The organism is Streptomyces beigongshangae, assembly GCF_019710745.1.
Classification (GTDB): domain Bacteria; phylum Actinomycetota; class Actinomycetes; order Streptomycetales; family Streptomycetaceae; genus Streptomyces; species Streptomyces beigongshangae.
Genome location: NZ_JAHKJW010000006.1, coordinates 190,715 through 212,906 on the forward strand (window position 1 = coordinate 190,715; position 22,192 = coordinate 212,906).

Annotated in this window: 11 protein-coding genes; 6 read left to right on the top strand and 5 right to left on the bottom strand. The window is 68.8% G+C overall.

The genetic code is table 11. The features are described 5' to 3' along the window. Window positions 1–751 precede the first annotated feature (751 nt). From KM933_RS07085 to KM933_RS07100, 3 genes are all read right to left on the bottom strand, one after another. On the bottom strand, window positions 752–2,281 hold the full coding sequence (locus KM933_RS07085; RefSeq protein WP_221349269.1) for a helix-turn-helix domain-containing protein: 1,530 nt from the start codon (window positions 2,279–2,281) through the stop codon (window positions 752–754). Window positions 2,282–2,345: 64 nt separating this feature from the next. Next, a complete protein-coding gene (locus tag KM933_RS07090) occupies window positions 2,346–2,543 on the bottom strand; it encodes a DUF4236 domain-containing protein (RefSeq protein WP_221349338.1) in 198 nt (65 codons plus the stop codon). Window positions 2,544–3,086: 543 nt separating this feature from the next. After that, window positions 3,087–3,548: a hypothetical protein gene (locus KM933_RS07100; RefSeq protein WP_221349271.1), complete on the bottom strand. Its 462-nt coding sequence runs from the start codon at window positions 3,546–3,548 to the stop codon at window positions 3,087–3,089. Window positions 3,549–3,835: 287 nt separating this feature from the next. Between KM933_RS07100 and KM933_RS07105 the strand changes: the two genes are divergently transcribed. After that, window positions 3,836–7,792, top strand: a complete 3,957-nt coding sequence (locus KM933_RS07105; protein WP_221349273.1) for an nSTAND1 domain-containing NTPase — start codon at window positions 3,836–3,838, stop codon at window positions 7,790–7,792. Window positions 7,793–8,094: 302 nt separating this feature from the next. Here the strand turns inward: KM933_RS07105 and KM933_RS07110 are convergent, their stop codons facing one another. Next, window positions 8,095–8,307: a hypothetical protein gene (locus KM933_RS07110; RefSeq protein WP_221349275.1), complete on the bottom strand. Its 213-nt coding sequence runs from the start codon at window positions 8,305–8,307 to the stop codon at window positions 8,095–8,097. A gap of 907 nt (window positions 8,308–9,214) precedes the next feature. Here KM933_RS07110 and KM933_RS07115 point away from each other — a divergent pair. After that, window positions 9,215–12,052 carry an aconitate hydratase gene (locus tag KM933_RS07115; RefSeq protein ID WP_308013288.1) on the top strand — a complete coding sequence of 946 codons (2,838 nt, stop codon included), beginning with the start codon at window positions 9,215–9,217 and terminating at the stop codon, window positions 12,050–12,052. Window positions 12,053–12,724: 672 nt separating this feature from the next. On the opposite strand, the gene KM933_RS07120 is transcribed toward KM933_RS07115, so the two are convergent. Further along, entirely contained in the window at window positions 12,725–16,564 is a 3,840-nt protein-coding gene (locus KM933_RS07120; RefSeq protein WP_221349279.1) for a GH92 family glycosyl hydrolase, read from the bottom strand. Between the two features lie 592 nt (window positions 16,565–17,156). Between KM933_RS07120 and ngcE the strand changes: the two genes are divergently transcribed. The 4 genes from ngcE to KM933_RS07140 all read left to right on the top strand — a co-directional run bounded on the left by ngcE (window position 17,157) and on the right by KM933_RS07140 (window position 22,101). Then, the gene (gene ngcE / locus KM933_RS07125) at window positions 17,157–18,605 is read left to right on the top strand and encodes an N-acetylglucosamine/diacetylchitobiose ABC transporter substrate-binding protein (RefSeq protein WP_221349281.1); all 1,449 of its coding nucleotides are present in this window, start codon (window positions 17,157–17,159) and stop codon (window positions 18,603–18,605) included. Window positions 18,606–18,696: 91 nt separating this feature from the next. After that, window positions 18,697–19,626, top strand: coding sequence for a carbohydrate ABC transporter permease (locus tag KM933_RS07130; RefSeq protein WP_221349283.1), 930 nt, complete (start codon window positions 18,697–18,699; stop codon window positions 19,624–19,626). 145 nt (window positions 19,627–19,771) lie between these two features. Then, window positions 19,772–20,692: a carbohydrate ABC transporter permease gene (locus KM933_RS07135; RefSeq protein ID WP_221349285.1), complete on the top strand. Its 921-nt coding sequence runs from the start codon at window positions 19,772–19,774 to the stop codon at window positions 20,690–20,692. A 209-nt stretch (window positions 20,693–20,901) separates the two neighbouring features. Next, complete coding sequence (locus KM933_RS07140) at window positions 20,902–22,101, top strand: ROK family transcriptional regulator (RefSeq protein ID WP_221349287.1); 1,200 nt, start codon at window positions 20,902–20,904, stop codon at window positions 22,099–22,101. The last annotated feature ends 91 nt before the right edge of the window (window positions 22,102–22,192 follow it).

Consider the following 22,192-nt stretch of genomic DNA (forward strand, 5'->3'; position numbering starts at 1 on the left):
ACCGGCTTCCTGCCGGGCGAACGACACTAGCGTCCGGCACTGACGGTGACGGTCCGACGAGCCTGGTCTGCGCAGCCGTTGACCTGAACCCGGTGGCCGATGGCCGAGTCCCGCACCGTCCCACACGAGGTGATTTCCGCCCGGACCGTTCTGCCCGCAGCGCCCGGGAGCGGGGCGACCGCCCACCGCACCGCCGACCCGGCGACGATCAGCGGGCATCGCTGGTGTTCAGGACGTCCGTGTGGCCTTCGCTGATCTGGGGGTCACCCCGCTGATCTGGGGATCAACCCTGAGATGCTGCGGAACTGGGTGAGGGCAGCCGGAGTGAGTCGGCCCCGGAGGCGCCGGACGCAGGTACCGGTCCGGCCACCGACCCTGCTGGAAGCGGAGAACGCAGCCCTGCGCCAGAAGGTCCGTGAGCTGGAGGAGGAACGCGAGATCCTGCGGAAGGCGGCGAAGTGTTCCGCCGGGAAACGCGCTGGTGAACCGCTTCCAGTGTGTCGCCGACCGCCAGCGCCGCTACGGCGTGAAGCGGCTGTGCGGCATCCTCGGCGTCAGCCGCCCGAGCTTCTCCCACTGGCGCCGGACGACTGCGGACCGGGTCGCCCGGCAGGCGGCCGAGGCACAGCCGGCCTCCCGGACTCGTAGCCCACCGCGGACCCGAAGTCCCAGAGAAGCCCCAGAGATGCCGCCGCACTCCTCCCTGGCGCGCCAAGTCACAGGTCAAACGAGGTGCGGCGGCATCCCGGCATCAAATGTCCCGGAAGATCTCGATCTGCGCCCCCACCGAGTTCAGCCGCTCCGCCAGGTCCTCGTAGCCGCGGTTGATCACGTACACGTTGCGGAGCACGGACGTGCCCTCCGCCGCCATCATCGCCAGCAGGACCACCACCGCGGGGCGCAGGGCCGGCGGGCACATCATCTCGGCGGCCCGCCAGCGGGTCGGGCCCTCGACCAGGACGCGGTGCGGGTCCAGGAGCTGGAGGCGGCCGCCGAGCCGGTTCAGGTCGGTGAGGTAGATCGCGCGGTTGTCGTACACCCAGTCGTGGATCAGCGTCTGGCCCTGCGCGGAGGCCGCGATGGCCGCGAAGAACGGGACGTTGTCGATGTTCAGGCCCGGGAACGGCATCGGGTGGATCTTGTCGATCGGCGCCTCCAGCTTGGAGGGGCGCACGGTCAGGTCCACCAGGCGCGTACGGCCGTTGTCGGCGACGTACTCCGGTGTGCGGTCGTGGTCGAGGCCCATCTCCTCCAGGACCGCCAGCTCGATCTCCAGGAACTCGATCGGCACCCGGCGCACGGTCAGCTCGGACTCCGTGACGACCGCCGCGGCCAGCAGGCTCATCGCCTCGACCGGGTCCTCGGACGGCGAGTAGTCCACGTCCACGTCGATGTTCGGCACGCCGTGCACGGTGAGCGTCGTGGTGCCGATGCCCTCCACCCGGACGCCGAGGGCCTCCAGGAAGAAGCAGAGGTCCTGGACCATGTAGTTGGAGGAGGCGTTGCGGATCACGGTCGTGCCGTCGTGGCGGGCGGCCGCCAGCAGCGCGTTCTCGGTCACCGTGTCGCCACGCTCGGTCAGCACGATGGGGCGGCCCGGGGTCACCCCGCGGTCCACCCGCGCGTGGTACATGCCCTCGGTGGCCGCGATGTCCAGGCCGAACCGCCGCAGCGCGATCATGTGCGGCTCGACGGTCCGCGTGCCCAGGTCGCAGCCGCCCGCGTACGGCAGCTTGAAGCCGTCGGTGCGGTGCAGCAGCGGGCCGAGGAACATGATGATCGAACGGGTGCGGCGGGCCGCGCTCTCGTCGATCGACGCCATGTCCAGCTCGGCCGGCGGCACGATCTCCAGGTCCACGCCGTCGTTGATCCACCGCGTGCGCACCCCGATGGAGGCCAGCACCTCCAGAAGGCGGTACACCTCCTCGATGCGCGCGACGCGGCGCAGCACCGTGCGGCCCTTGTTCAGGAGGGTCGCACAGAGCAGCGCCACGCACGCGTTCTTGCTGGTCTTCACGTCGATCGAGCCGGAGAGCCGGCGCCCGCCCACCACGCGCAGATGCATCGGACCCGCATAGCCGAGCGAGACGATCTCGCTGTCCAGTGCTTCACCGATTCGAGCGATCATCTCAAGGCTGATGTTTTGATTGCCGCGCTCGATACGGTTCACCGCGCTCTGACTGGTGCCGAGCGCTTCGGCAAGCTGCGTCTGTGTCCAGCCCCGATGCTGGCGGGCGTCACGGATGAGCTTGCCGATGCGTACGAGATAGTCGTCTGCCATGACGGCAGGTTATCTCGCATATGAGATGAGGCAACTCGGGGGAGTGGTGAAAGGCGGCGACGCCTCAGCGGCGCTTGGTGTTGGTGGTCTTGCGCCAGCCGAAGGGGCCCGGGAGGTCCATGGAGGTGGTCCGGCGTCCCGTGCTGCTGTGGGTCTGCTTCGGTCCGTTGCGGCCACCCGTGGTGATGGACCACGACTTCTTGTTGATGTTCAGCCGCACGCCCGGCATGATCCGGAAGCTCTTGCGGAAGGTGAGCGCCATGGGGGCCTCCTCGTCGTCCACTCTCGTCCACTGTCGTCCGCTCCCGGATACCCCGGAAGCCGACCGGTACGCCGAACGGCCTCGCGGCCCGGCCCGGTTGGGAGCCGGGTGAGGGGGTGGGGGTCGAGCGGGGGCCGGTGGAGGGTCCGGTGGGGGGCAGGCCGGGGGGTCGGTGGGGGTCGGGTCCGGCGCCGGGTCCGGCCGGTGTTCGCCCGCAGGGGCATCGAGTCCTCGACCCACCCGGGCCGCCACCGCTGGACCGTCGAACGCACGGCGTCCTGGCTCACCGGATGTCGCCGACTGCACCGCCGCTACGGACGCAAAGCCGAGCAATTCCTGGCCTTCACCAGCATTGCCTGCCCCCTCATCTGCTACCGATCTGCTACCACGGACTCACCAAATGAGATGTCGTCTCAGCAATGGCATGGAAGCTCCCTACCAGTAGGGAGCTTCCATGCGTCTCAGGCCGTGCGTGTCGGTGGTGAAACCAGGCGAAGCATGTTGAAACGATCGGTGCGAATCAACATCAAGCGCCCGGCGGGCCTAGTACATGGTTGCTCGGGTGCATGCCGAGACCCCACCGGAGCTGTTGAGCCGACAGCTGTAGACCTTCACATCGCGCACGTCCTTGAAAGTCCAGCTGCGCGACACGGTGTCGCCGGCGCCGGTGGTCACCTTGATCGGATCGGCAGTCTTGGACTCCCACGAGTTGCCGTCCCACTTGTAGTAGGTCAGGTGCAGAGCAGCGCCGTACCCATCCGGGCACCGATCGCCCTCCGATGCGTCGAACCCGCCGGCGTATGCCTGGTAGCCGCCCTTCACTCCGCCATTCGCGTAGTAGTTGTAGGTACCCCACGCCTTCGTTGTCATCTCACACCCACGGCTTGTGTCGGCTGGGCCGTTGGCGTAGAAGCTGAGCGTGACGGCACTGGCCGGCGAGGTGAATGTCATGACGGCCGTCGCAGTGGCACACACCACCATGGCTGTCTTTCTCATGAGTTTCATGAGTGTCGGAAACCTCCGCTTCCCGGTATGCGATTGGGGCCATGTGTCCACGGGCCATGTGAACCGGAGCGGTTCGCATGCCCCGCTTCTCCGTCAGGACGGCCGCTGGGGGCGTCCTGGACCGAGTTCATCGGGCTGGGGGTTGTTGCACAGCTGTATCCCGGGCGTGAAACAAAGCAGGTCACAAGCCCGGGTTGGCGAGATGGCGTCTTTCGCGGTGGTGGGGCGGGTGTTGAGATGAGACGCCGCTGCCGGTCACGGGTGGCGGCACGGGGGAAGGAAGCGCTATGGGGCGTCCGGAGACGGACCTCGATCCTGGGCGGGGACCGGTTCAGCGTTTTGCGTTCGAGTTGCGCAAGCTACGACAGGAAGCAGGCGACATCACCTACCGGCAGATGGCCCGGCAGGTGGAGATCTCGGTCACCACCCTGTCCAGAGCTGCCAAGGGAGAGCAACTGCCCTCCCTGCCGGTGGCCCTCGCCTATGTGCAGGCATGCGGCGGCGATGCGCAGGAGTGGGAGCGGCGCTGGCTCGAGGCGGTCACGGAGCAGGCCCGGGTGGCCGACCTCGTGGGGGACGGGACCATTCCTTCCCCTTACCGTGGCCTGGCCCGTTTCGATGTGGACGATGCGGAGCTCTTCTTCGGTCGGGACGAGATGACCGACGCACTGGTCCGTGCGGTGACGGGGCACCGCGTGTTCGCGGTCTTCGGGCCGTCCGGCAGCGGCAAGTCGTCCCTGCTGCGGGCGGGACTGATTCCCCGCCTGCGCAGCCTCGGCGGGCCGCACCGGCCGCAGGCGGTGCGGATCCTCACACCGGGCGAGCACCCGCTGCGCACCCACGACACCGTGTGCGACCCGGTACCGGGCGAGGGGGACACCTGGCTAGTGGTGGACCAGTTCGAGGAGGTCTTCACCCTCTGCCGCGACACCGGCGAGCGGGCCGGCTTCCTCGCCCGTCTGCTGGCCGCCGCCGAGCCCGGGAGCCGGCTGCGTGTCGTCCTGGGCGTACGCGCCGACTTCTACGGACGCTGCGCCGAACATCGCGAGCTCGCCGACGCGCTGCGGGAAGCCAACCTGCTGGTGGGACCGATGAGCCCGGCCGAGCTTCGCGAGGCCGTCGTCAAGCCCGCGCAGGCGGCCGGACTGATCGTCGAGCGCGAGCTGACCGCCCGCCTCGTAGAAGAAGTGAGCGGCGAGCCGGGCGGCCTGCCGCTGCTCTCGCACGTCCTGCGGGAGACCTGGCGGCGGCGCCGCGGCCGGGTGCTCACCATGGAGGCATACGAGGCGGCGGGCGGTGTGCACGGCGCCATCGCACAGACCGCCGAGGAGATCTACACCCGGCTGTCCCCCGACCACGCGGAGCTGGCCCGGCTGATCCTGCTGCGGCTGATCGCCCCCGGCGAGGGCTTCCAGGACACCCGGCGCCCGATCAACCGCACCGAACTGGGGTTCGCGCCCGTCGACGAGGTCGCCGTGGTTCTCGACCACCTCGCCCGAGCCCGTCTCCTCACCCTCGACGACGACGCCGTCGACCTGGCCCACGAGGCCCTGATCACCGCCTGGCCCCGCCTGTCCGGCTGGATCGGCGAGGCCCGCGAACGCCTGCGCACCCACCGTCGGCTGACCGAAGCGGCACACGCCTGGGACGAGCTGGGGCGAGACGCGGGGGCGCTGTACCGAGGAATCCGTCTGGCGACGGCGGAGGAACACTTCGGCGACACGCTTCCCGGAGACCTGACCTTGCTGGAACACGACTTCCTCACCGCCGGCCTCGCCGCACGCGAGCAGGAGGAACGCACCGCGGCCCGCACCACACGGCGACTGCGGGGCCTTACCGCGACGCTGTCGGTGCTGCTGGTCCTGGCCGTCACCGCGGGCCTGATCGCGTCGCATCAGAGCCGGATCGGTGAACAGCGGAGACAGGTCGCCGACGCCGCCTGGCAGGTCGCCCTGTCCCGGCAGCTGGCCGCACAGTCCGCTGCCTTCGACGGCTCCAACTCCGACCTTGCCTCATTGCTGGCCATCCATGCTTACCGGACCAGCCCGACCTCCCAAGCTGTGGAAAGCCTCTACAACGCTGCTGCCGTGCCCCTGCGAAACCGGCTCACCAGGCACTCCGGCCCGGTGGCCTCGGTGGCGTTCAGTCCGGACGGCCGGACCGTGGCCACCGTTGGCGGCGACGGCATACTGTGGTTGTGGGGTGCGGCTACCGGCCGACTGCGTAAAAGCATCGACGCCGACGGTGCGCGCTCGGTGGCGTTCAGTCCCGACGGCCGGACCGTGGCCACTGCTGGCGGCGACGGCACGCTGCGGTTGTGGGGTGCGGCTACCGGCCGACTGCGTAAAAGCATCGACGCCGACGGTGCGCGCTCGGTGGCGTTCAGTCCCGACGGCCGGTCCCTGGCCACCGTTGGCGGCGGCGACGGCATACTGCGGCTGAGGGACACCGCTACCGGCCGCCTCCGTGAGAAATCCCCCGAGGCTGCCGTGGCGGCGCACTCGGTGGCGTTCAGTCCGGACGGCCGTACCGTGGCCACCGGCGGCGACGACCGCATCGTGCGGCTGTGGAACACCGACACCGGTCGCACCCGAGCCGCTCTGGCCGGCCACCAAGGCGCCGTGATCTCGCTGGCGTTCAGCCGGGACGGGCGGACTGTCGCCACCGGCAGCGTCGACCGCACCGTACGGCTGTGGAACCCCGACACCGGCCGGTTCCAAAGGAGCCTGCCCGAAATTGGCTACGGTGTGAGCTCGTTGGCGTTCAGTCCGGACGGGCGCACCCTGGCCACCGGTAGCTTCGGTGCGCAACCTGTACGGCTGTGGGACACCGACATCGGCCGGTTCCAAAGGAGCCTGCCCGGACATGCCAGCGGTGTGAGCTCGTTGGCGTTCAGTCCGGACGGGCGCACCCTGGCCACCGGTAGCTTCGGTGCGCAACCTGTACGGCTGTGGGACACCGACATCGGCCGGTTCCAAAGGAGCCTGCCCGGACATGCCAGCGGTGTGAGCTCGTTGGCGTTCAGTCCGGACGGGCGCACCCTGGCCACCGGGGACAAGGACGGTACGGCGCGGCTGTGGGACATGAGCGCCAACCAGCCCCGGGACCTTCTTACCAGGCGGTTCAAGGAAGCTGACTTGATGGAGCTGAACCCGGGCGGGCTGACCCTGGCCGCTGGCAACATAGGCGTTGAGCCAGTGCGGCTGTGGGATGTGACCACCGGTCGCCTTCGCGCGATCCTGGACGGGCACACCAAGAACGCGGACTCGATGGCATTCAGCCCGGACGGCACCACACTGGCCACGGCCAGCCGCTCCCGTCCGGGGGTGGACCTGTGGAACACCGCCACCGGCCGCCTCCGCGCACGCCTGGACAAACACACCGTGCCCTCGGTCAACTCGGTGGCGTTCAGTCCGGACGGGCGCACCCTGGCCACTGGCAGCTACAACACCGGAGTGCAACTGTGGAACGCAACCACCGGGCACTTCCGCAGGAATCTGCTCCAGGACACCGTCCCGGCGACCTCCGTGGCATTCAGCCCGGACGGCCGTACTCTGGCCACCGGCGGCGAGGACGGCACGGTACGGCTGTGGGACACCAGGACCGGCCGCGGTCGAGAGAGCCTGTCCGGGCACGGTGGTGAGGTGACCACGGTGGTGTACAGCCCCGACGGCCGCACCCTGGCCACTGGCGGTGCAGAAGACGACACTGTACGGCTGTGGGACACCAGGACCGGCCGCGGTCGAGAGGGCCTGTCCGGGCACGGTGGTGAGGTGACCACGGTGGTGTACAGCCCCGACGGCCGCACCCTGGCCACTGGCGGTGCAGAAGACGACACTGTACGGCTGTGGGACACCAGGACCGGCCGCGGTCGAGAGGGCCTGTCCGGGCACGGTGGTGAGGTGACCACGGTGGTGTACAGCCCCGACGGCCGCACCCTGGCCACCAGCAGCCGCGGAGATCACACCGTGCGGCTGTGGGACGCGGATACCGGTGGCGCGTTGGCCACTCTCTCCAAACACACAGGCACCCCGCTCTCGCTGGCGTTCAGCCCGGACGGGCACACCCTGACCACCAGCAGCGCCGACCAAACCGTACGGCGCTGGAACGTGGCCCTGCCCACCCCCACCGAGGCGATCAGCGAAATCTGCCGAGCAGTCGGCCGGGACCTGACTGCGAAGGAACGCTCGGTGTACCTTGCGGACCAGCCACCTCACACCATGTGCCCGAACCGGACTCCGTGATCAGCTCCCTCAAGGCCGGCGACGCCGGTGACGGCCGGCACCATGCCCTGCACTCTGCCGGCGCCGTGCTCGGCAACCAGTACCCTCGGCAGCCGCTCCACATGCCCACTCCCGACCGGGACGGCCAACGCGTCGTTGCCATGGGTCCACGCCGCCTCCAGTGTGGCAATCACCCGCATGACTTGGTCCGAAGACAGCTCCGGCGACGTAGGAGCCACCGTAGCCACCCCGGTACGGTCCCGGAACATGGATCGAAGCGGAGATCGCACCCGCCGGCGCGTGCGGGACGCCCTAAAGCGTTCTCAGCGGCCTGAGTCGTTGATGCCGGCAGCGAGTTGCCCGACCGTATCGGCAATCCATTGCCCGAACGCCGTCGGGGCGACCAGCACCCCGAAGACCAGCACGATCAGCACGGTCAGCTGTTCGTCCGACCGCTTCCGCGCCTGCGTGCGGCGCCGGAGCCTGACGATGATGATGACCGCCAGGAGAACCGTCACGTTGATCGACAGAACCATGAGCCCTCTCCCTGTACGTGCACCCTTGGTCCAGATGTAGCGAGCACGGACAGCAGGGACAGCTCAGGTGCGTGCGGATGGCAACAAAGCACGTACAAACGGCCGGAAGCGCGGGGTTGCGCTCAGCTCGCCCACGGCATCACAGTCACGGCTTGCCGCGCGGGCTAATTGACTGCAAATGTTCTCCTGTGCGGCATCTGTGTGAATATATGTTTGATGTCGACAAGGTCGTAGCGTCACGGTCGGGCTTTACCCGGTGGCGCGTTCACGTCGCCGGGCGGATGTGCACGGCGGGGTTGCGGTCCGGAGGGCCGAGTCGTCGACGGCCGGTCGCCGACCGGAACTGTTCCCGCTTGCCGGCGCACCGCTCGATCGCGCTGCGCCGTCGGTGCCGGACCTTGTCGAAGGCGGGCGGCCGGCCGCCCGCCGGGCCGCACTTCCGGCGGCGGGTCCGCGGTGAGGAACGCGCGGCGACTCCGGGGGTGGAGTCGATCCGAGCCGCTGCACGGTCCGGCAACGGCCTCCGTCGCCGCTTATGCGCGGCGTTCACGTACAGCAGCTCGACGTACGTCTTCGCGTGACGCACTCCAGCCGGGTACGGCCACCCGGCACTCCCGGTACGTCTCCCTCCGGGTCCGGCTTCGTCGAGACGGGAGGCGAAGCGATCGTGTTCGCCGAGTGGACGACTCGACCGGATGGGAGCGGACGACACCCTCGGGGCATGACCGTTCGACGGTCATGTACTAGAGTTATCTCGACATCGAGATATCTGCCGAGGCGTGCCGCAGCCGCCCGGACCGGTAAGTGACGGTAAGGGTTACCTAACTTAGCCTGACCTTAGCGGATCGGCCAGGGGGGCGTGGCGGCAGGATGCGGTGGTACGCGCACATCAATGAAGGAGACTGTCGTGTCGGCGAACAGCTTCGACGCCCGTAGCACGCTCAGTGTGGGCGACGAGTCGTACGAGATCTTCCGGCTGGACAAGGTGGAAGGCTCGGCCCGCCTTCCGTACAGCCTCAAGGTCCTGCTGGAGAACCTGCTCCGTACCGAGGACGGCGCGAACATCACCGCCGACCACATCCGCGCTGTCGGCGGATGGGACTCGCAGGCCCAGCCCAGCCAGGAGATCCAGTTCACGCCCGCCCGCGTGATCATGCAGGACTTCACGGGCGTGCCCTGTGTCGTGGACCTCGCCACCATGCGCGAGGCCGTCAAGGCGCTCGGCGGCGACCCGGCGAAGGTCAACCCGCTCTCGCCGGCCGAGATGGTCATCGACCACTCCGTGATCGCCGACAAGTTCGGCACGAACGACGCCTTCAAGCAGAACGTCGACCTGGAGTACGGCCGCAACAAGGAGCGCTACCAGTTCCTGCGCTGGGGCCAGACCGCGTTCGACGACTTCAAGGTCGTCCCGCCCGGCACCGGCATCGTCCACCAGGTGAACATCGAGCACCTGGCCCGTACGGTCATGGTCCGGAACGGACAGGCGTACCCCGACACCCTCGTCGGCACCGACTCCCACACCACCATGGTCAACGGCCTCGGTGTGCTCGGCTGGGGCGTCGGCGGCATCGAGGCCGAGGCCGCGATGCTCGGCCAGCCGGTCTCCATGCTGATCCCGCGCGTCGTCGGCTTCAAGCTGACCGGTGAGCTGCCGGCCGGCACCACCGCCACCGACCTCGTGCTGACCATCACCGAGATGCTGCGCAAGCACGGTGTCGTCGGCAAGTTCGTCGAGTTCTACGGCGAGGGCGTCGCCGCCACGTCGCTGGCCAACCGCGCCACCATCGGCAACATGTCGCCGGAGTTCGGCTCCACCGCCGCCATCTTCCCGATCGACGACGAGACCCTGAAGTACCTGCGCCTGACCGGCCGCGACGAGAAGCAGGTCGCGCTCGTCGAGGCGTACGCCAAGGAGCAGGGCCTCTGGCTCGACCCGGCCGCCGAGCCCGACTTCTCCGAGAAGCTGGAGCTCGACCTCTCCACGGTCGTCCCCTCCATCGCCGGCCCGAAGCGCCCGCAGGACCGCATCGTCCTCGCGAACGCCGCCGAGCAGTTCCGCGCCGACGTGCTGAACTACGTCGAGGCCGGTGTCACGGGCGGCGACGACCGCAAGCCGGGTGTCCCGGCCCAGGAGAAGCCGCACGGCGTGGCCTCCTCCGTCGACGAGGCGAGCGACGAGTCCTTCCCCGCCAGTGACGCCCCGGCCTACGGCAACGGCGGCGACAGCGCCTCCGGTTCCCCGCAGCACGCGGCCGCCGTCGCGGGCGACGGTCCCTCGAACCCGGTCACCGTGACCGCCCCCGACGGCTCGACGTACGAGATCGACCACGGCGCCGTCACCGTCGCCGCGATCACCTCCTGCACCAACACCTCGAACCCGTACGTCATGGTCGCCGCCGCGCTCGTCGCGAAGAAGGCCGTGGAGCGGGGCCTGACCCGCAAGCCCTGGGTCAAGACCACGCTCGCGCCGGGCTCCAAGGTCGTCACCGACTACTTCGACAAGGCGGGCCTCACCCCCTACCTCGACAAGGTCGGCTTCAACCTCGTCGGCTACGGCTGCACCACCTGCATCGGCAACTCCGGCCCGCTGCCGGAGGAGGTCTCCAAGGCCGTCAACGACAACGACCTCGCGGTCACCTCGGTCCTCTCCGGCAACCGGAACTTCGAGGGCCGGATCAACCCCGACGTCAAGATGAACTACCTGGCCTCCCCGCCGCTGGTCGTCGCGTACGCCCTCGCCGGGTCCATGAAGGTGGACATCACCAAGGACGCGCTGGGCACCGACCAGGACGGCAGGCCGGTCTACCTCCAGGACATCTGGCCGACCGAGGCCGAGGTCAACGACGTCGTGGCGAACGCCATCGGCGAGGACATGTTCAGCAAGTCCTACCAGGACGTCTTCGCGGGCGACGCCCAGTGGCAGGCGCTGTCGATCCCCACCGGCGACACCTTCGAGTGGGACCCGCAGTCCACCTACGTGCGCAAGCCCCCGTACTTCGAGGGCATGACGATGGAGACCACCCCGGTCTCCGACATCACCGGCGCGCGGGTGCTCGCCAAGCTGGGCGACTCGGTCACCACCGACCACATCTCCCCGGCCGGCGCCATCAAGGCCGACACCCCGGCGGGCAAGTACCTCACCGAGCACGGTGTGGAGCGCCGTGACTTCAACAGCTACGGCTCGCGCCGCGGCAACCACGAGGTCATGATCCGTGGCACGTTCGCCAACATCCGCCTGCGCAACCAGATCGCGCCGGGCACGGAGGGCGGCTACACCCGCGACTTCACCCAGCCGGACGCGCCGGTGTCGTTCATCTACGACGCCTCGCGCAACTACATCGAGCAGGGCATCCCGCTGGCCATCCTGGCCGGCAAGGAGTACGGCTCCGGCTCGTCCCGCGACTGGGCCGCCAAGGGCACCGCGCTGCTCGGCGTCAAGGCCGTCATCGCCGAGTCGTACGAGCGCATCCACCGCTCGAACCTCATCGGCATGGGCGTCCTGCCGCTCCAGTTCCCGGAGGGCCAGACCGCCGAGACCCTCGGCCTCACGGGTGAGGAGACCTTCTCCTTCACCGGTGTCGAGGAGCTCAACAACGGCACCACCCCGCGCACGGTGAAGGTCACCACCGACACCGGCGTGGAGTTCGACGCGGTCGTGCGCATCGACACCCCGGGCGAGGCGGACTACTACCGCAACGGCGGCATCATGCAGTACGTCCTGCGCAGCCTGATCCGTAAGTAGGCGGCGGCAGGCGGCCGGACAGGCCGCACGGCAGGGCAGAGCAGGACAGGGCAGTCGAGGGCCGCATTCCCGAAAAGGGGTGCGGCCCTTGCCGTCCGCCGCGGGCCGCCCGGACCGTCCGCTCAAGGGCAAGGGCAAGGGCAGGGGCAGGGGCAAGGGGAGGGACAGGGGTCCGGGCACGGATCCGGCACGCGGGCCGCACCAACCCGGACGCGGCCCATCCGCGTCAGCCGTTTACAGCCGTACCCGTCCGCGCTAGCTTCGACGGCACGTGGGGTGGGAGCGCTCCCACACCGGTGGACCGGAACCCGCCCGTGGCCGCTCCCACCTCACACGACCGGGCTGAGCGGCGGGCCGGACCGGTCCGGGGCCGTTCGCCCCGGACGCCGCTCAGGGCGGACCCGGTGGCCGTAATCCACCGGGTCCGCGAGCCGGGCAGGTCGGGGGGTGCCTGGCCGGGTGGGTGAGGTTCGGGTGGACCGGGGCGCGACAACGTTGTCCCCCGGTTCGCATACGACTGTACTCCTCCAACGGACAGGGCGGCCAGCCCACTTGAAAGCTTGAGCCGCTTCTGAGGTACGAGCGGCTGAATGGACCCCGGCGACCGGGCCACCGGCGACCGGACCCCGGCCCGTGCACCGGCGGCCGGCCCTGCCGCACGCCGCGCGTGCGTCAGCTCAGCAGTTCCACCTCCGCCAGCGTCGCCTCGCCGTCGAGGACCAGGCGGTACTTCGCGTACGTGCCGGGTGCCGCGACCGAGAACGCCCGCGTCTGCCGGTCCCAGGTGAAGGACTGGCCGGAGCGCTTGTCGAGGTCCTTCCACGTGGTCCCGTCGGACGAGCCCTGCAGGGCCCAGCCCTTCGGGGCCTTGGCGCCCTCGGCCGACGTCAGCGTGTACTGGACGGCCTTGACGGGGCCGGCGGTCGGCAGGTCCGCGGACGCGACGGTCGCGTTCGTCGCCGAGGTGTCGTCGAACAGCGCCCCCTCGCCCTTCACCGCGTCACTGCGGGGCGACGGCACCTCGTCGTCCTGGGTGATCGACACGGGCGCCGCGTTCCTGCCGGTGCCCCACGAGGACGGCTTCGACCCCATGTCGAACTCCAGCACCCCGCCCCGGGAGACGACGTCGTGCGGGAGCGAGGTCGACTTCCAGGACTTGCCGTTGACCCTCAGGCCCTGCACGTAGACGTTCTTCGCGCTGTTCCTCGGGGCCTTCACGACGAGCTTGCGGCCGTTCTCCAGGCGCACGGTCACCTTCTTGAACAGCGGTGAACCGATCGCGTACTCGCCGCTGCCCATGACCAGCGGGTAGAAGCCGAGCGAGGAGAAGAGGTACCAGGCCGACTGCTCGCCGTTGTCCTCGTCGCCGTGGTAACCCTGGCCGATCTCGCTGCCCGTGTACAGGCGGGAGAGGACCTCGCGCACGTTCTTCTGGGTCTTCCAGGGCTGGCCGGCCGCGTTGTACATGTAGTTCACGTGGTGGGCCACCTGGTTGGAGTGCCCGTACATGCCCATCCGCACGTCGCGGGCCTCGATCATCTCGTGGATGACGCCCCCGTAGGAGCCCTTGAGGTCGGGCGAGGCGGTCTCCGGGGTGCTGAAGTACGTGTCCAGCTTCCCGGCGAGTCCCGAGCGGCCGCCGTACAGGTTGGCCAGTCCGCGCGAGTCCTGCGGGGCGGTGAAGGCGTAGCCCCAGCCGTTGGTCTCGGTGTAGTCGTGGCCCCACACGCGCGGGTCGTACTTCTCCGACTCCACCCGCCAGTCGCCCTTGGCGTCCCGGCCCTGGAAGAAGCCGGCCTTCGGGTCGAAGAGGTTGACGTAGTCCTGGGCGCGGTTCAGGAAGTACGCGGACTCCTCCTTGTACTTCTTCTTGCCGGTCTTCTTGTAGAGCGCCTCGCCCATCTTCGCGATGCCGTAGTCGTTGAGGTAGCCCTCCAGCGCCCACGACAGGCCCTCGTGCGTGTCGGTGCTCGTGTAGCCCTTGAAGGGCGAGGTGGCCATGCCCTTGCGGCCCACGCCGGAGGAGGGCGGCACGACGGTCGCGTTCTTCACGGCCGCGTCGTACGCCGACTCCGCGTCGAAGTCGACGCCCTTCACGTACGCGTCCGCGAACGCCACGTCGGAGGACGTGCCGGTCATCAGGTCCGCGTAGCCGGGGGAGGACCAGCGGGAGGTCCAGCCGCCGTCCTTGTACTGCTGGACGAAGCCGTCGACCATCTCACCGGCCTGGCCGGGCGTGAGGAGCGAGTAGGCCGGCCAGGTCGTCCGGTAGGTGTCCCAGAAGCCGTTGTTGACGTACACCTTGCCGTCGACGATCTTCGCACCGGTGTGCGTCGGCGAGTCCGGGTTCGGCATCGGCGAGAACGGCGAGGCGTACCGGTACTTCCCGCCGACCTTCTCGAAACCGGAGTTCGGGTACAGGTACAGCCGGTAGAGGCTGGAGTACAGCGTCGTGAGCTGGTCCGGGGTCGCGCCCTCGACCTCGACCTTGCCGAGGATCCTGTCCCACTGCTTCTGGGCGCGGGACTTGACCGCCTCGAAGGACGTGCCGTCCGGGATCTCCTGGCGGAGGTTGTCCTTGGCCTGGTCGATGCTGATCAGGGACGTGGCGATGCGCAGGGTGACGGTGCGGTCGGCGCCGGGCTCGAACTTCAGGTAGCCCTTGACCCCGGAGGAGCTGCCCTCCTTCACGGGCGCGTCGAAGGTCCCGTACACGAAGAGGCGGGTGGCGCCCGTCGACAGGCCGGACTTCACGTCCGAGTAGCCGGTGAAGGTGCCGCTCTCCTTGTCGAGGGTGAGGCCGGCCTGGTCGGTGACGTTGTCGAAGAGGACGTTCGCGTCGTCACCGGGGAAGGTGAACCGCATGGCGGCCGCGTGGTCCGTCGGCGCCATCTCCGTCTTCAGCCCGTTCTCGAACGTCACGCCGTAGTAGTGCGGGCGCGCGGTCTCGTTCTCGTGCCTGAAGGGCAGCGCGCGGGCGGTGCGGCCCGTGTCCGGGGTGCCCGAGGCGGTCGACGGCATCACCTGGAAGGTCTGCCGGTCACCCATCCAGGGGCTGGGCTCGTGGCTCGCGCTGAACGCCTGGACGGTGGGCAGGTTGTCCGCGTTGTTGCCGCGCGCGTAGTCGTAGAGCCAGCTCAGCGACCCCGCGTTCGTCACCGGCGTCCAGAAGTTGAAGCCGTGCGGCACGGCCGTCGCCGGGAAGTTGTTGCCGCGCGAGAAACTGCCGCTGGAGTTCGTGCCGCGGACGGTCGACGCGTAGTCCGAGAGGTGCGCCTTCGGCTTCTCGGGCTTCTTCACGCTCAGGTTCACGTCGTCCAGCCAGCCGCGGAACTTCGCGGGGCCCTTCGGGGAGTCGTACGCGACCAGGATGCGGTCGACCGTCCGGCCGGCCGCGACCGAGCCGATCCGCGAGACGACGTTGTTCCACTGGTTGACGTACAGCACCTTGGAGGCGCCCTGGCCCTGCGGCGTCAGCGCGAACCCGTGCTGGTCCTGGGCGCGCAGGTCGCTCAGGTAGGTGCCGTCCGTGAAGGCCAGGTCCACCGACACGTTCGTGGCGTCGTAGTCCAGGTCGCCGTCCGCCATCGACGGGTAGATCCGGTACGCCAGCTCGGTGTCGCGGCCCACGGCCACGTTCACGTCGAAGACCTTGTTGTACGAGTAGGCGCGGCCGTCCGTCTTGTGCGTGCCCGCGTACCGCAGGGCCCGCTTGCCCGTGAAGCCCGCGCCCGACTTGGCCGTCGGGGAGCCGCTCGGACCGCGGTCCACCAGGGAGAGCATGTCCTCGGGGACGGGATCCTCCCCGCCACCCGTCGAGAACTGGACGTCGGCGAGCTGGGTGGCGTCGGAGGCGCCGTTGTTCTTGCTGATCTCCAGCCGGAAGTGCTGGTACCGCGCGGGCTCCGACAGGTCGTACGACTTGGTCTGGAACCGCTCGCCGAAGGACTCGCCCGTCCGGCTGTCGAGGGTCTTCCACTCCTTGCCGTCCGCGGAGCCCTGGAAGGTCCAGTCGGCGGGGTCGCGCTCGTCGTGGTCGTTGGCCGACGTGAGCGCGTACGTCACCAGGTCGACGGGGGCGTCCAGTTCGAACTCCACCCAGCCGGTGGGCGCGAAGGTCAGCCACTTGGTACCGGGCTCGACGTCGGCGAGGTTCTCCTTCACCTCGCCGCCGCCGGTGTTCTCGCCGCTCGCGCGGACGTCCGTGACGTGGTCCGTCACATTGCCGGGGATGCCGGTGCTGAAGCCGCCGTCGACCCCCGACGCCCGCTCGGTGCCGTCGGCCGAGGTGTCGACCGTGTTGAGCCAGTCGGGTGCGGGTTCGCCCGCCTCGAAGGAGGACCCGAACTCCCGCTCCTTGGCGGCCGCCTCAGCGGGCCGGGCGACGGCGGCGCCCTGCGAGGACACCACCAGTGCGAAGGCGGCCGCTCCGAGGACCGCCGTGGAACCCCATCCCTGCCGGGTTCCGAGCCGGGATCCGTGCGGAGACCCTTGCCGAGATCTGTGGTGCATGCGCCGGCACCCTCCTCTGTCACGTGCGCCTGGACAACGTTGTCAACTTCGCTGCGCAGGTCCAGTAGGGAGTCAAGGGGCAAGTGATGTCAAGGGCGTTGTGCGTGACGTACGGGGCCGGTGCCGGCAGCCGGCCCGACGCCGGCCGCTGCGGTCCCACCTGTCGGCTTCCTGTTCGGGCGCTGATCGCTGCCTGATGGGTACCTGTGCGGCAAGCCTCCGGACAGCTCATATTTCCGCGAGGTCTCACTTCGGGAAAGAGGTCGGCCAACTGTGCATTCGATCTTGATCCGCTGGCGGGAAGTGGACTATACCTGTCGCGTCCGCCCAGTCGTTCGACCGGTCGCGGGCGGGCGAAAGCCGGGGACGAGGGAGCGCGGTGACCAGTGGAATTGCCGTGCATTTCCGTGGCTCCCGGTGTTCCAGGCACGATCCAGCTCTACTGACGTCCCCTTGTGAAGGCGCCGGGCGACCCGTCCGACCTGCTTTTCCTTCCGGGGCCGGGGAATTCCCCGGGTAATGCAGTACCGACCGCGGTGCCGGGGAGGGTCCGGTTCACCGCCTGAGTCCTGATGAAGGTGAGGACTTGAGCATGGGATCCACTTCCGCGCACAACGACCGCGGGGGTTTCGGCCGCCGCGACCTGATCAAGCGGTCCGCCGCGCTCGGACTGATCACCGTTCCCACGACGGGCTTCCTGTCGGCGTGCGCCAGCGGCGACGGCGGTGACGACGAGAAGGTCGACAAGGGCAAGAAGACCAAGGAGAACCCGCTCGCCGTCAACGGGAGCGCGCCGCTGGAGATCGTCATCTTCGACGGCGGTTTCGGCACGGAGTACGCCGAGGACGCCAAGGCGGTCTACGAGAAGAACTTCCCCGAGGCGAAGGTCAAGTTCTCCTCGACCCAGAAGATCCAGTCGGTCCTCCAGCCGCGCTTCAACCAGGGCACCCCGCCGGACCTGATCGACAACTCCGGTGCCGAGCAGATGGACATGGGCGTCCTGGTCGGCAAGAAGCAGCTCGCCGACCTCACCCCGCTCCTCGACGCACCCTCCGTCGACGACCCGGCCAAGAAGGTCCGGGACACCCTGCGCCCCGGCATCGTCGAGATGGGCCAGTTCGACGGCGACCCGGTCTGGATCATGTACTACGCGTACACCGTCTACGGCGTGTGGTACTCGCAGAAGGCGCTGGCGTCCCTCGACGCGACGTACCCGGAGACCTGGGACGACATGCTCGCGGTCTGCGCGAAGGCGAAGAAGAAGGGCATCGCGGGCTGGACGTACGCGGGCAAGCACCCGTACTACATCCCCTTCTCGCTCTACCCGATGATCGCCAAGGTCGGTGGGCGCGAGGTCCTCGACGCCATCGACAACCTCGAACCGAACGCCTGGAAGCACCCCGCGGTCAAGGCATGTTTCGAGGCGTACTACGAGCTCTACAAGAAGGGTTACATCCTCAGGGGCACCCCGGGCCTGGACCACATCCAGTCCCAGACCGCCTGGACCGAGGGCAAGGCGCTCTTCATCCCGAACGGGTCCTGGGTGGAGAACGAGGCGGCCAAGACCATGCCGAAGGACTTCGACCTCGCCGTGAACGCGCCCAGCGGCATCGACAGCTCGGACAAGCTGCCCTTCGGCGCCATCTGGGCCTCCGGCGGTGAGCCCTTCATCGTCCCGGCCAAGGCCAGGAACACCGAGGGCGGCATGGAGCAGCTGCGCATCATGCTCAGCGAGGCGTCGTCGAAGAACTTCACCTCCTCCGTCAAGTCGCTGACCGCCTTCAACGGCGGCACCGACGGCATCGAGCTGACGCCGGGTCTGACGTCGGGTGTCGCCGCCCTGGAGAAGGCCGGCGACAACGTGGTCAACCCGCGCATCCAGGACTGGTACGTGGCCCTCCAGAAGGAGAAGATCGGCGTCGGCGGCCTGGGCGAGATGATGGCGGGCCGGCTCACCCCGGCCGAGGCCATCAAGAAGATCCAGGGCTACGCGGACGACGCGGCCAAGGACGACAGCATCCAGCACTACAAGCACCAGTGAGCGCGCGGCCGGGCCCCGGACGGTGTCCGGGGCCCGGCCCTCGGTGTGCGGCGTCGACGGCAGCCCCCGCGGGAAGATCGGGTCGGTAGGAATGCAACACGGCAAATACCGTTTCATCGTGGGGTTCCTGGCAGCCCCCCTGTCCCTTTACAGCCTGTTCGTGATCTGGCCCTTCGTCCAGTCCATCTACTATTCGTTCACGGACTGGAGCGGTCTGAGTCCCGAGTTCGAAATGGTGGGCTTCAAGAACTACACGAGACTGTTCGACGACGAGGTCTTCTGGAAATCGCTGCAGCACAGCGTGTTGTTCGTCCTGCTGCTGCCCCTGGTGACCCTCACCATGGCGCTCTTCTTCGCCTTCATGCTGAATGTCGGCGGACGGCGCCGGAAGAACGCCGCGATCGCCGGAGTGCGCGGATCCTCCTTCTACAAGGTGGTCTACTTCTTTCCCCAGGTGCTGTCGATCGCGATCGTCGCGCTGCTGTTCCAGTTCGCGTACAACCCCAACAGCGGAGCGATCAATTCCGGTCTGCAGGCGGTGGGTCTGGACGATGTCCAGCCCGACTGGCTCGGTGACCCCGATCTGGCTCTGTGGTGCGTCTTCGCGGTCCTCGTCTGGTGCACCGTCGGCTTCTTCGTGGTGCTCTTCTCCGCGGGAATGGCCTCGATCCCCAAGGACTACTACGAGGCGGCGCTGCTGGACGGCGCGAACCGCATCACGACGTTCTTCAGGATCACCCTGCCGCTGCTCTGGGACACCGTGCAGTCCGGCTGGGCCTACATGGGCATCCTGGCGCTCGGCGCCGAGTCCTTCGCGGTCGTGCAGATCATGACCGTGGGACCGAACGGCGGCGGCCCCGACTACTCGACGACCGTGCTGCCGCTGTACGTCTACCAGAAGGCGTTCCGCGACGGCCAGGCCGCCTACGCGACGACGGTCGGTGTCGCCCTGCTCGTCGTGACGCTGCTGTTCGTGGCGGTCGTGATGCGGATGGGCCGGCGTGAGCGGCTGGAGTACTGATGCGGGCCCCGTCGGCCCCGTCGGCCCCGCCGATTACGCGGACCCTGTCGGCCCCGCAGACCCCGCCTGCCCTGCCGGTCTCACCGACCGCACCGGTCTCACCGACCGTACCGACCGCACCGACCGCGCCGCGAGGAGGCCACGAGTGAAGACGACCGACACGCCTCCCGCCGGCACCACCGGAGAGGGAGCGCCCGTCACGAAGAGCGCGCCCGCGCCCGGGCCGCGGGAGAAGGCGACCGAGGGCAGGACCCTCAACATCTTCTCGCACGGCATGCTCGTCCTCTGGGCGTTCATGGTCGTGATGCCGCTGCTGTGGGCGGTGATGACCTCGTTCAAGACGGACAAGGACATCTTCAGCTCGCCGTGGGCGCTGCCCGACACGCTGCACTTCGACAACTGGTCGCGCGCCTGGACCTCGGCGAACATGAGCGACTACTTCCTCAACACGGTCATCGTGGTGGGGTGCTCGCTCCTCGGCACCATGCTGCTGGGCTCCATGGCGGCGTACGTCCTCGCGCGCTTCGAGTTCCCCGGGAACCGCTTCATCTACTTCCTCTTCATCGGGGGGATGAGCTTTCCGGTCATCCTGGCGCTGGTCCCGCTGTTCTACGTCATGCAGAACCTCTCGCTGCTGAACACGCTGCCCGGGCTCGTGCTGGTCTACATCGCGTACTCGCTGCCGTTCACCGTGTTCTTCATGACGTCCTTCTTCCGCACCCTGCCGACCTCGGTGGCCGAGGCGGCCTTCGTGGACGGCGCCTCGCACACCAGGACGTTCTTCCAGGTGATGCTGCCGATGGCCAAGCCCGGCCTGATCAGCATCACCATCTTCAATTTCCTGGGGCAGTGGAACCAGTACCTGCTGCCGACGGTGCTCAACACCGAGCCCGACCGCAAGGTGCTCACCCAGGGCCTCGTCCAGCTCGCCGTCAGCCAGGGCTACAAAGGTGACTGGTCGGGGCTGTTCGCGGGCCTCGTGATGGCGATGCTGCCGGTGCTCGCGGCGTACATCGTCTTCCAGCGCCAGGTGGTGCAGGGGCTGACGGCGGGGGCGCTCAAGTAGCGGCCCGGCCGTCGGTTCGGTTTGCGAGGGTGGTCCCGTAATGGCGTACGGGGCCGCCCTCGCCGTGAGCGGACACCCGGACGTACCCCCTTTCGTACCCCCTTTGCTCAACCTCTTGACGGGAGGCAACCCAAACGGCTCAGCTTAGAGTTCACTAGTTGGACATAGACGGGGCCTCACCGAGGCGGCCCCGTACGCAGGAGGTCGTCGTGGAGACTCCGGGGTCGCAGTCGTCGCTGCACCGAGCCAATCTCGAACGGGTCGTACGTGCGGTGCGCCTGGCCGGGTCGCTCACGCAGGCGGAGATCGCGAGGACGACGGGGCTGTCCGCGGCCACCGTCTCCAACATCGTCCGGGAGCTCAAGGACGGCGGAACGGTCGAGGTCACCCCCACCTCGGCGGGCGGCCGCAGGGCCCGCAGCGTCAGCCTCAGCGGTGACGCCGGCATCGTCATCGGCGTCGACTTCGGCCATACGCACCTGCGCGTCGCGGTCGGCAACCTCGCGCACCAGGTGCTGGCCGAGGAGTCCGAGCCGCTGGACGTGGACGCCTCCGCCCCGCAGGGCTTCGACCGGGCGGAACAGCTGGTCAGCCGGCTCATCGAGGCCACCGGCGTGGACCGGGCGAAGATCGCGGGGGTGGGGCTCGGCGTGCCCGGTCCGATCGACGTCGAGTCCGGCACGCTCGGCTCCACCTCGATCCTGCCGGGCTGGACCGGCACCAGGCCCGCCGAGGAGCTGCGGGAGCGGCTGGGGGTCCCCGTGCACGTGGACAACGACGCCAACCTGGGCGCCCTCGGCGAGCTCGTCTGGGGCAGCGGCAGGGGTGTCAGGGACCTCGCGTACATCAAGGTCGCCAGTGGTGTGGGCGCCGGGCTCGTGATCGACAGCAAGATCTACCGCGGCCCGGGCGGCACGGCGGGGGAGATCGGGCACATCACCCTCGACGAGTCCGGGCCGGTCTGCCGCTGCGGCAACCGGGGCTGCCTGGAGACCTTCACGGCGGCGCGCTACGTGCTGCCCCTCCTCCAGTCCAGCCACGGCACGGACCTGACCATGGAGGGCGTCGTGCGGCTCGCGCGGGGCGGGGACCCCGGCTGCCGCCGGGTGATCGCCGACGTCGGCCGACATATCGGCAGCGGAGTTGCAAACCTGTGCAATCTGCTCAATCCGAGCCGGGTGGTGCTCGGCGGCGATCTCGCCGAGGCCGGGGAGCTGGTGCTGGGACCCATAAGGGAGTCCGTCGGCCGCTACGCGATCCCCAGCGCGGCACGCCAACTGTCCGTACTCCCAGGGGCACTTGGCGGTCGGGCGGAGGTCCTCGGGGCCCTCGCGCTGGCCCTCGGGGAGATGGGCGATTCGACCCTTTTGGATGGATCGCTCACTGCCGCCACACCTGCCTTCACTTAGATAACGGATGGCAGCGTTGCCATTCCGTTAAGGATTTACTTCTTGACGTCGCACTGACAGCCGAGTTGACTTCCAGCCACCTCGGCCGCAA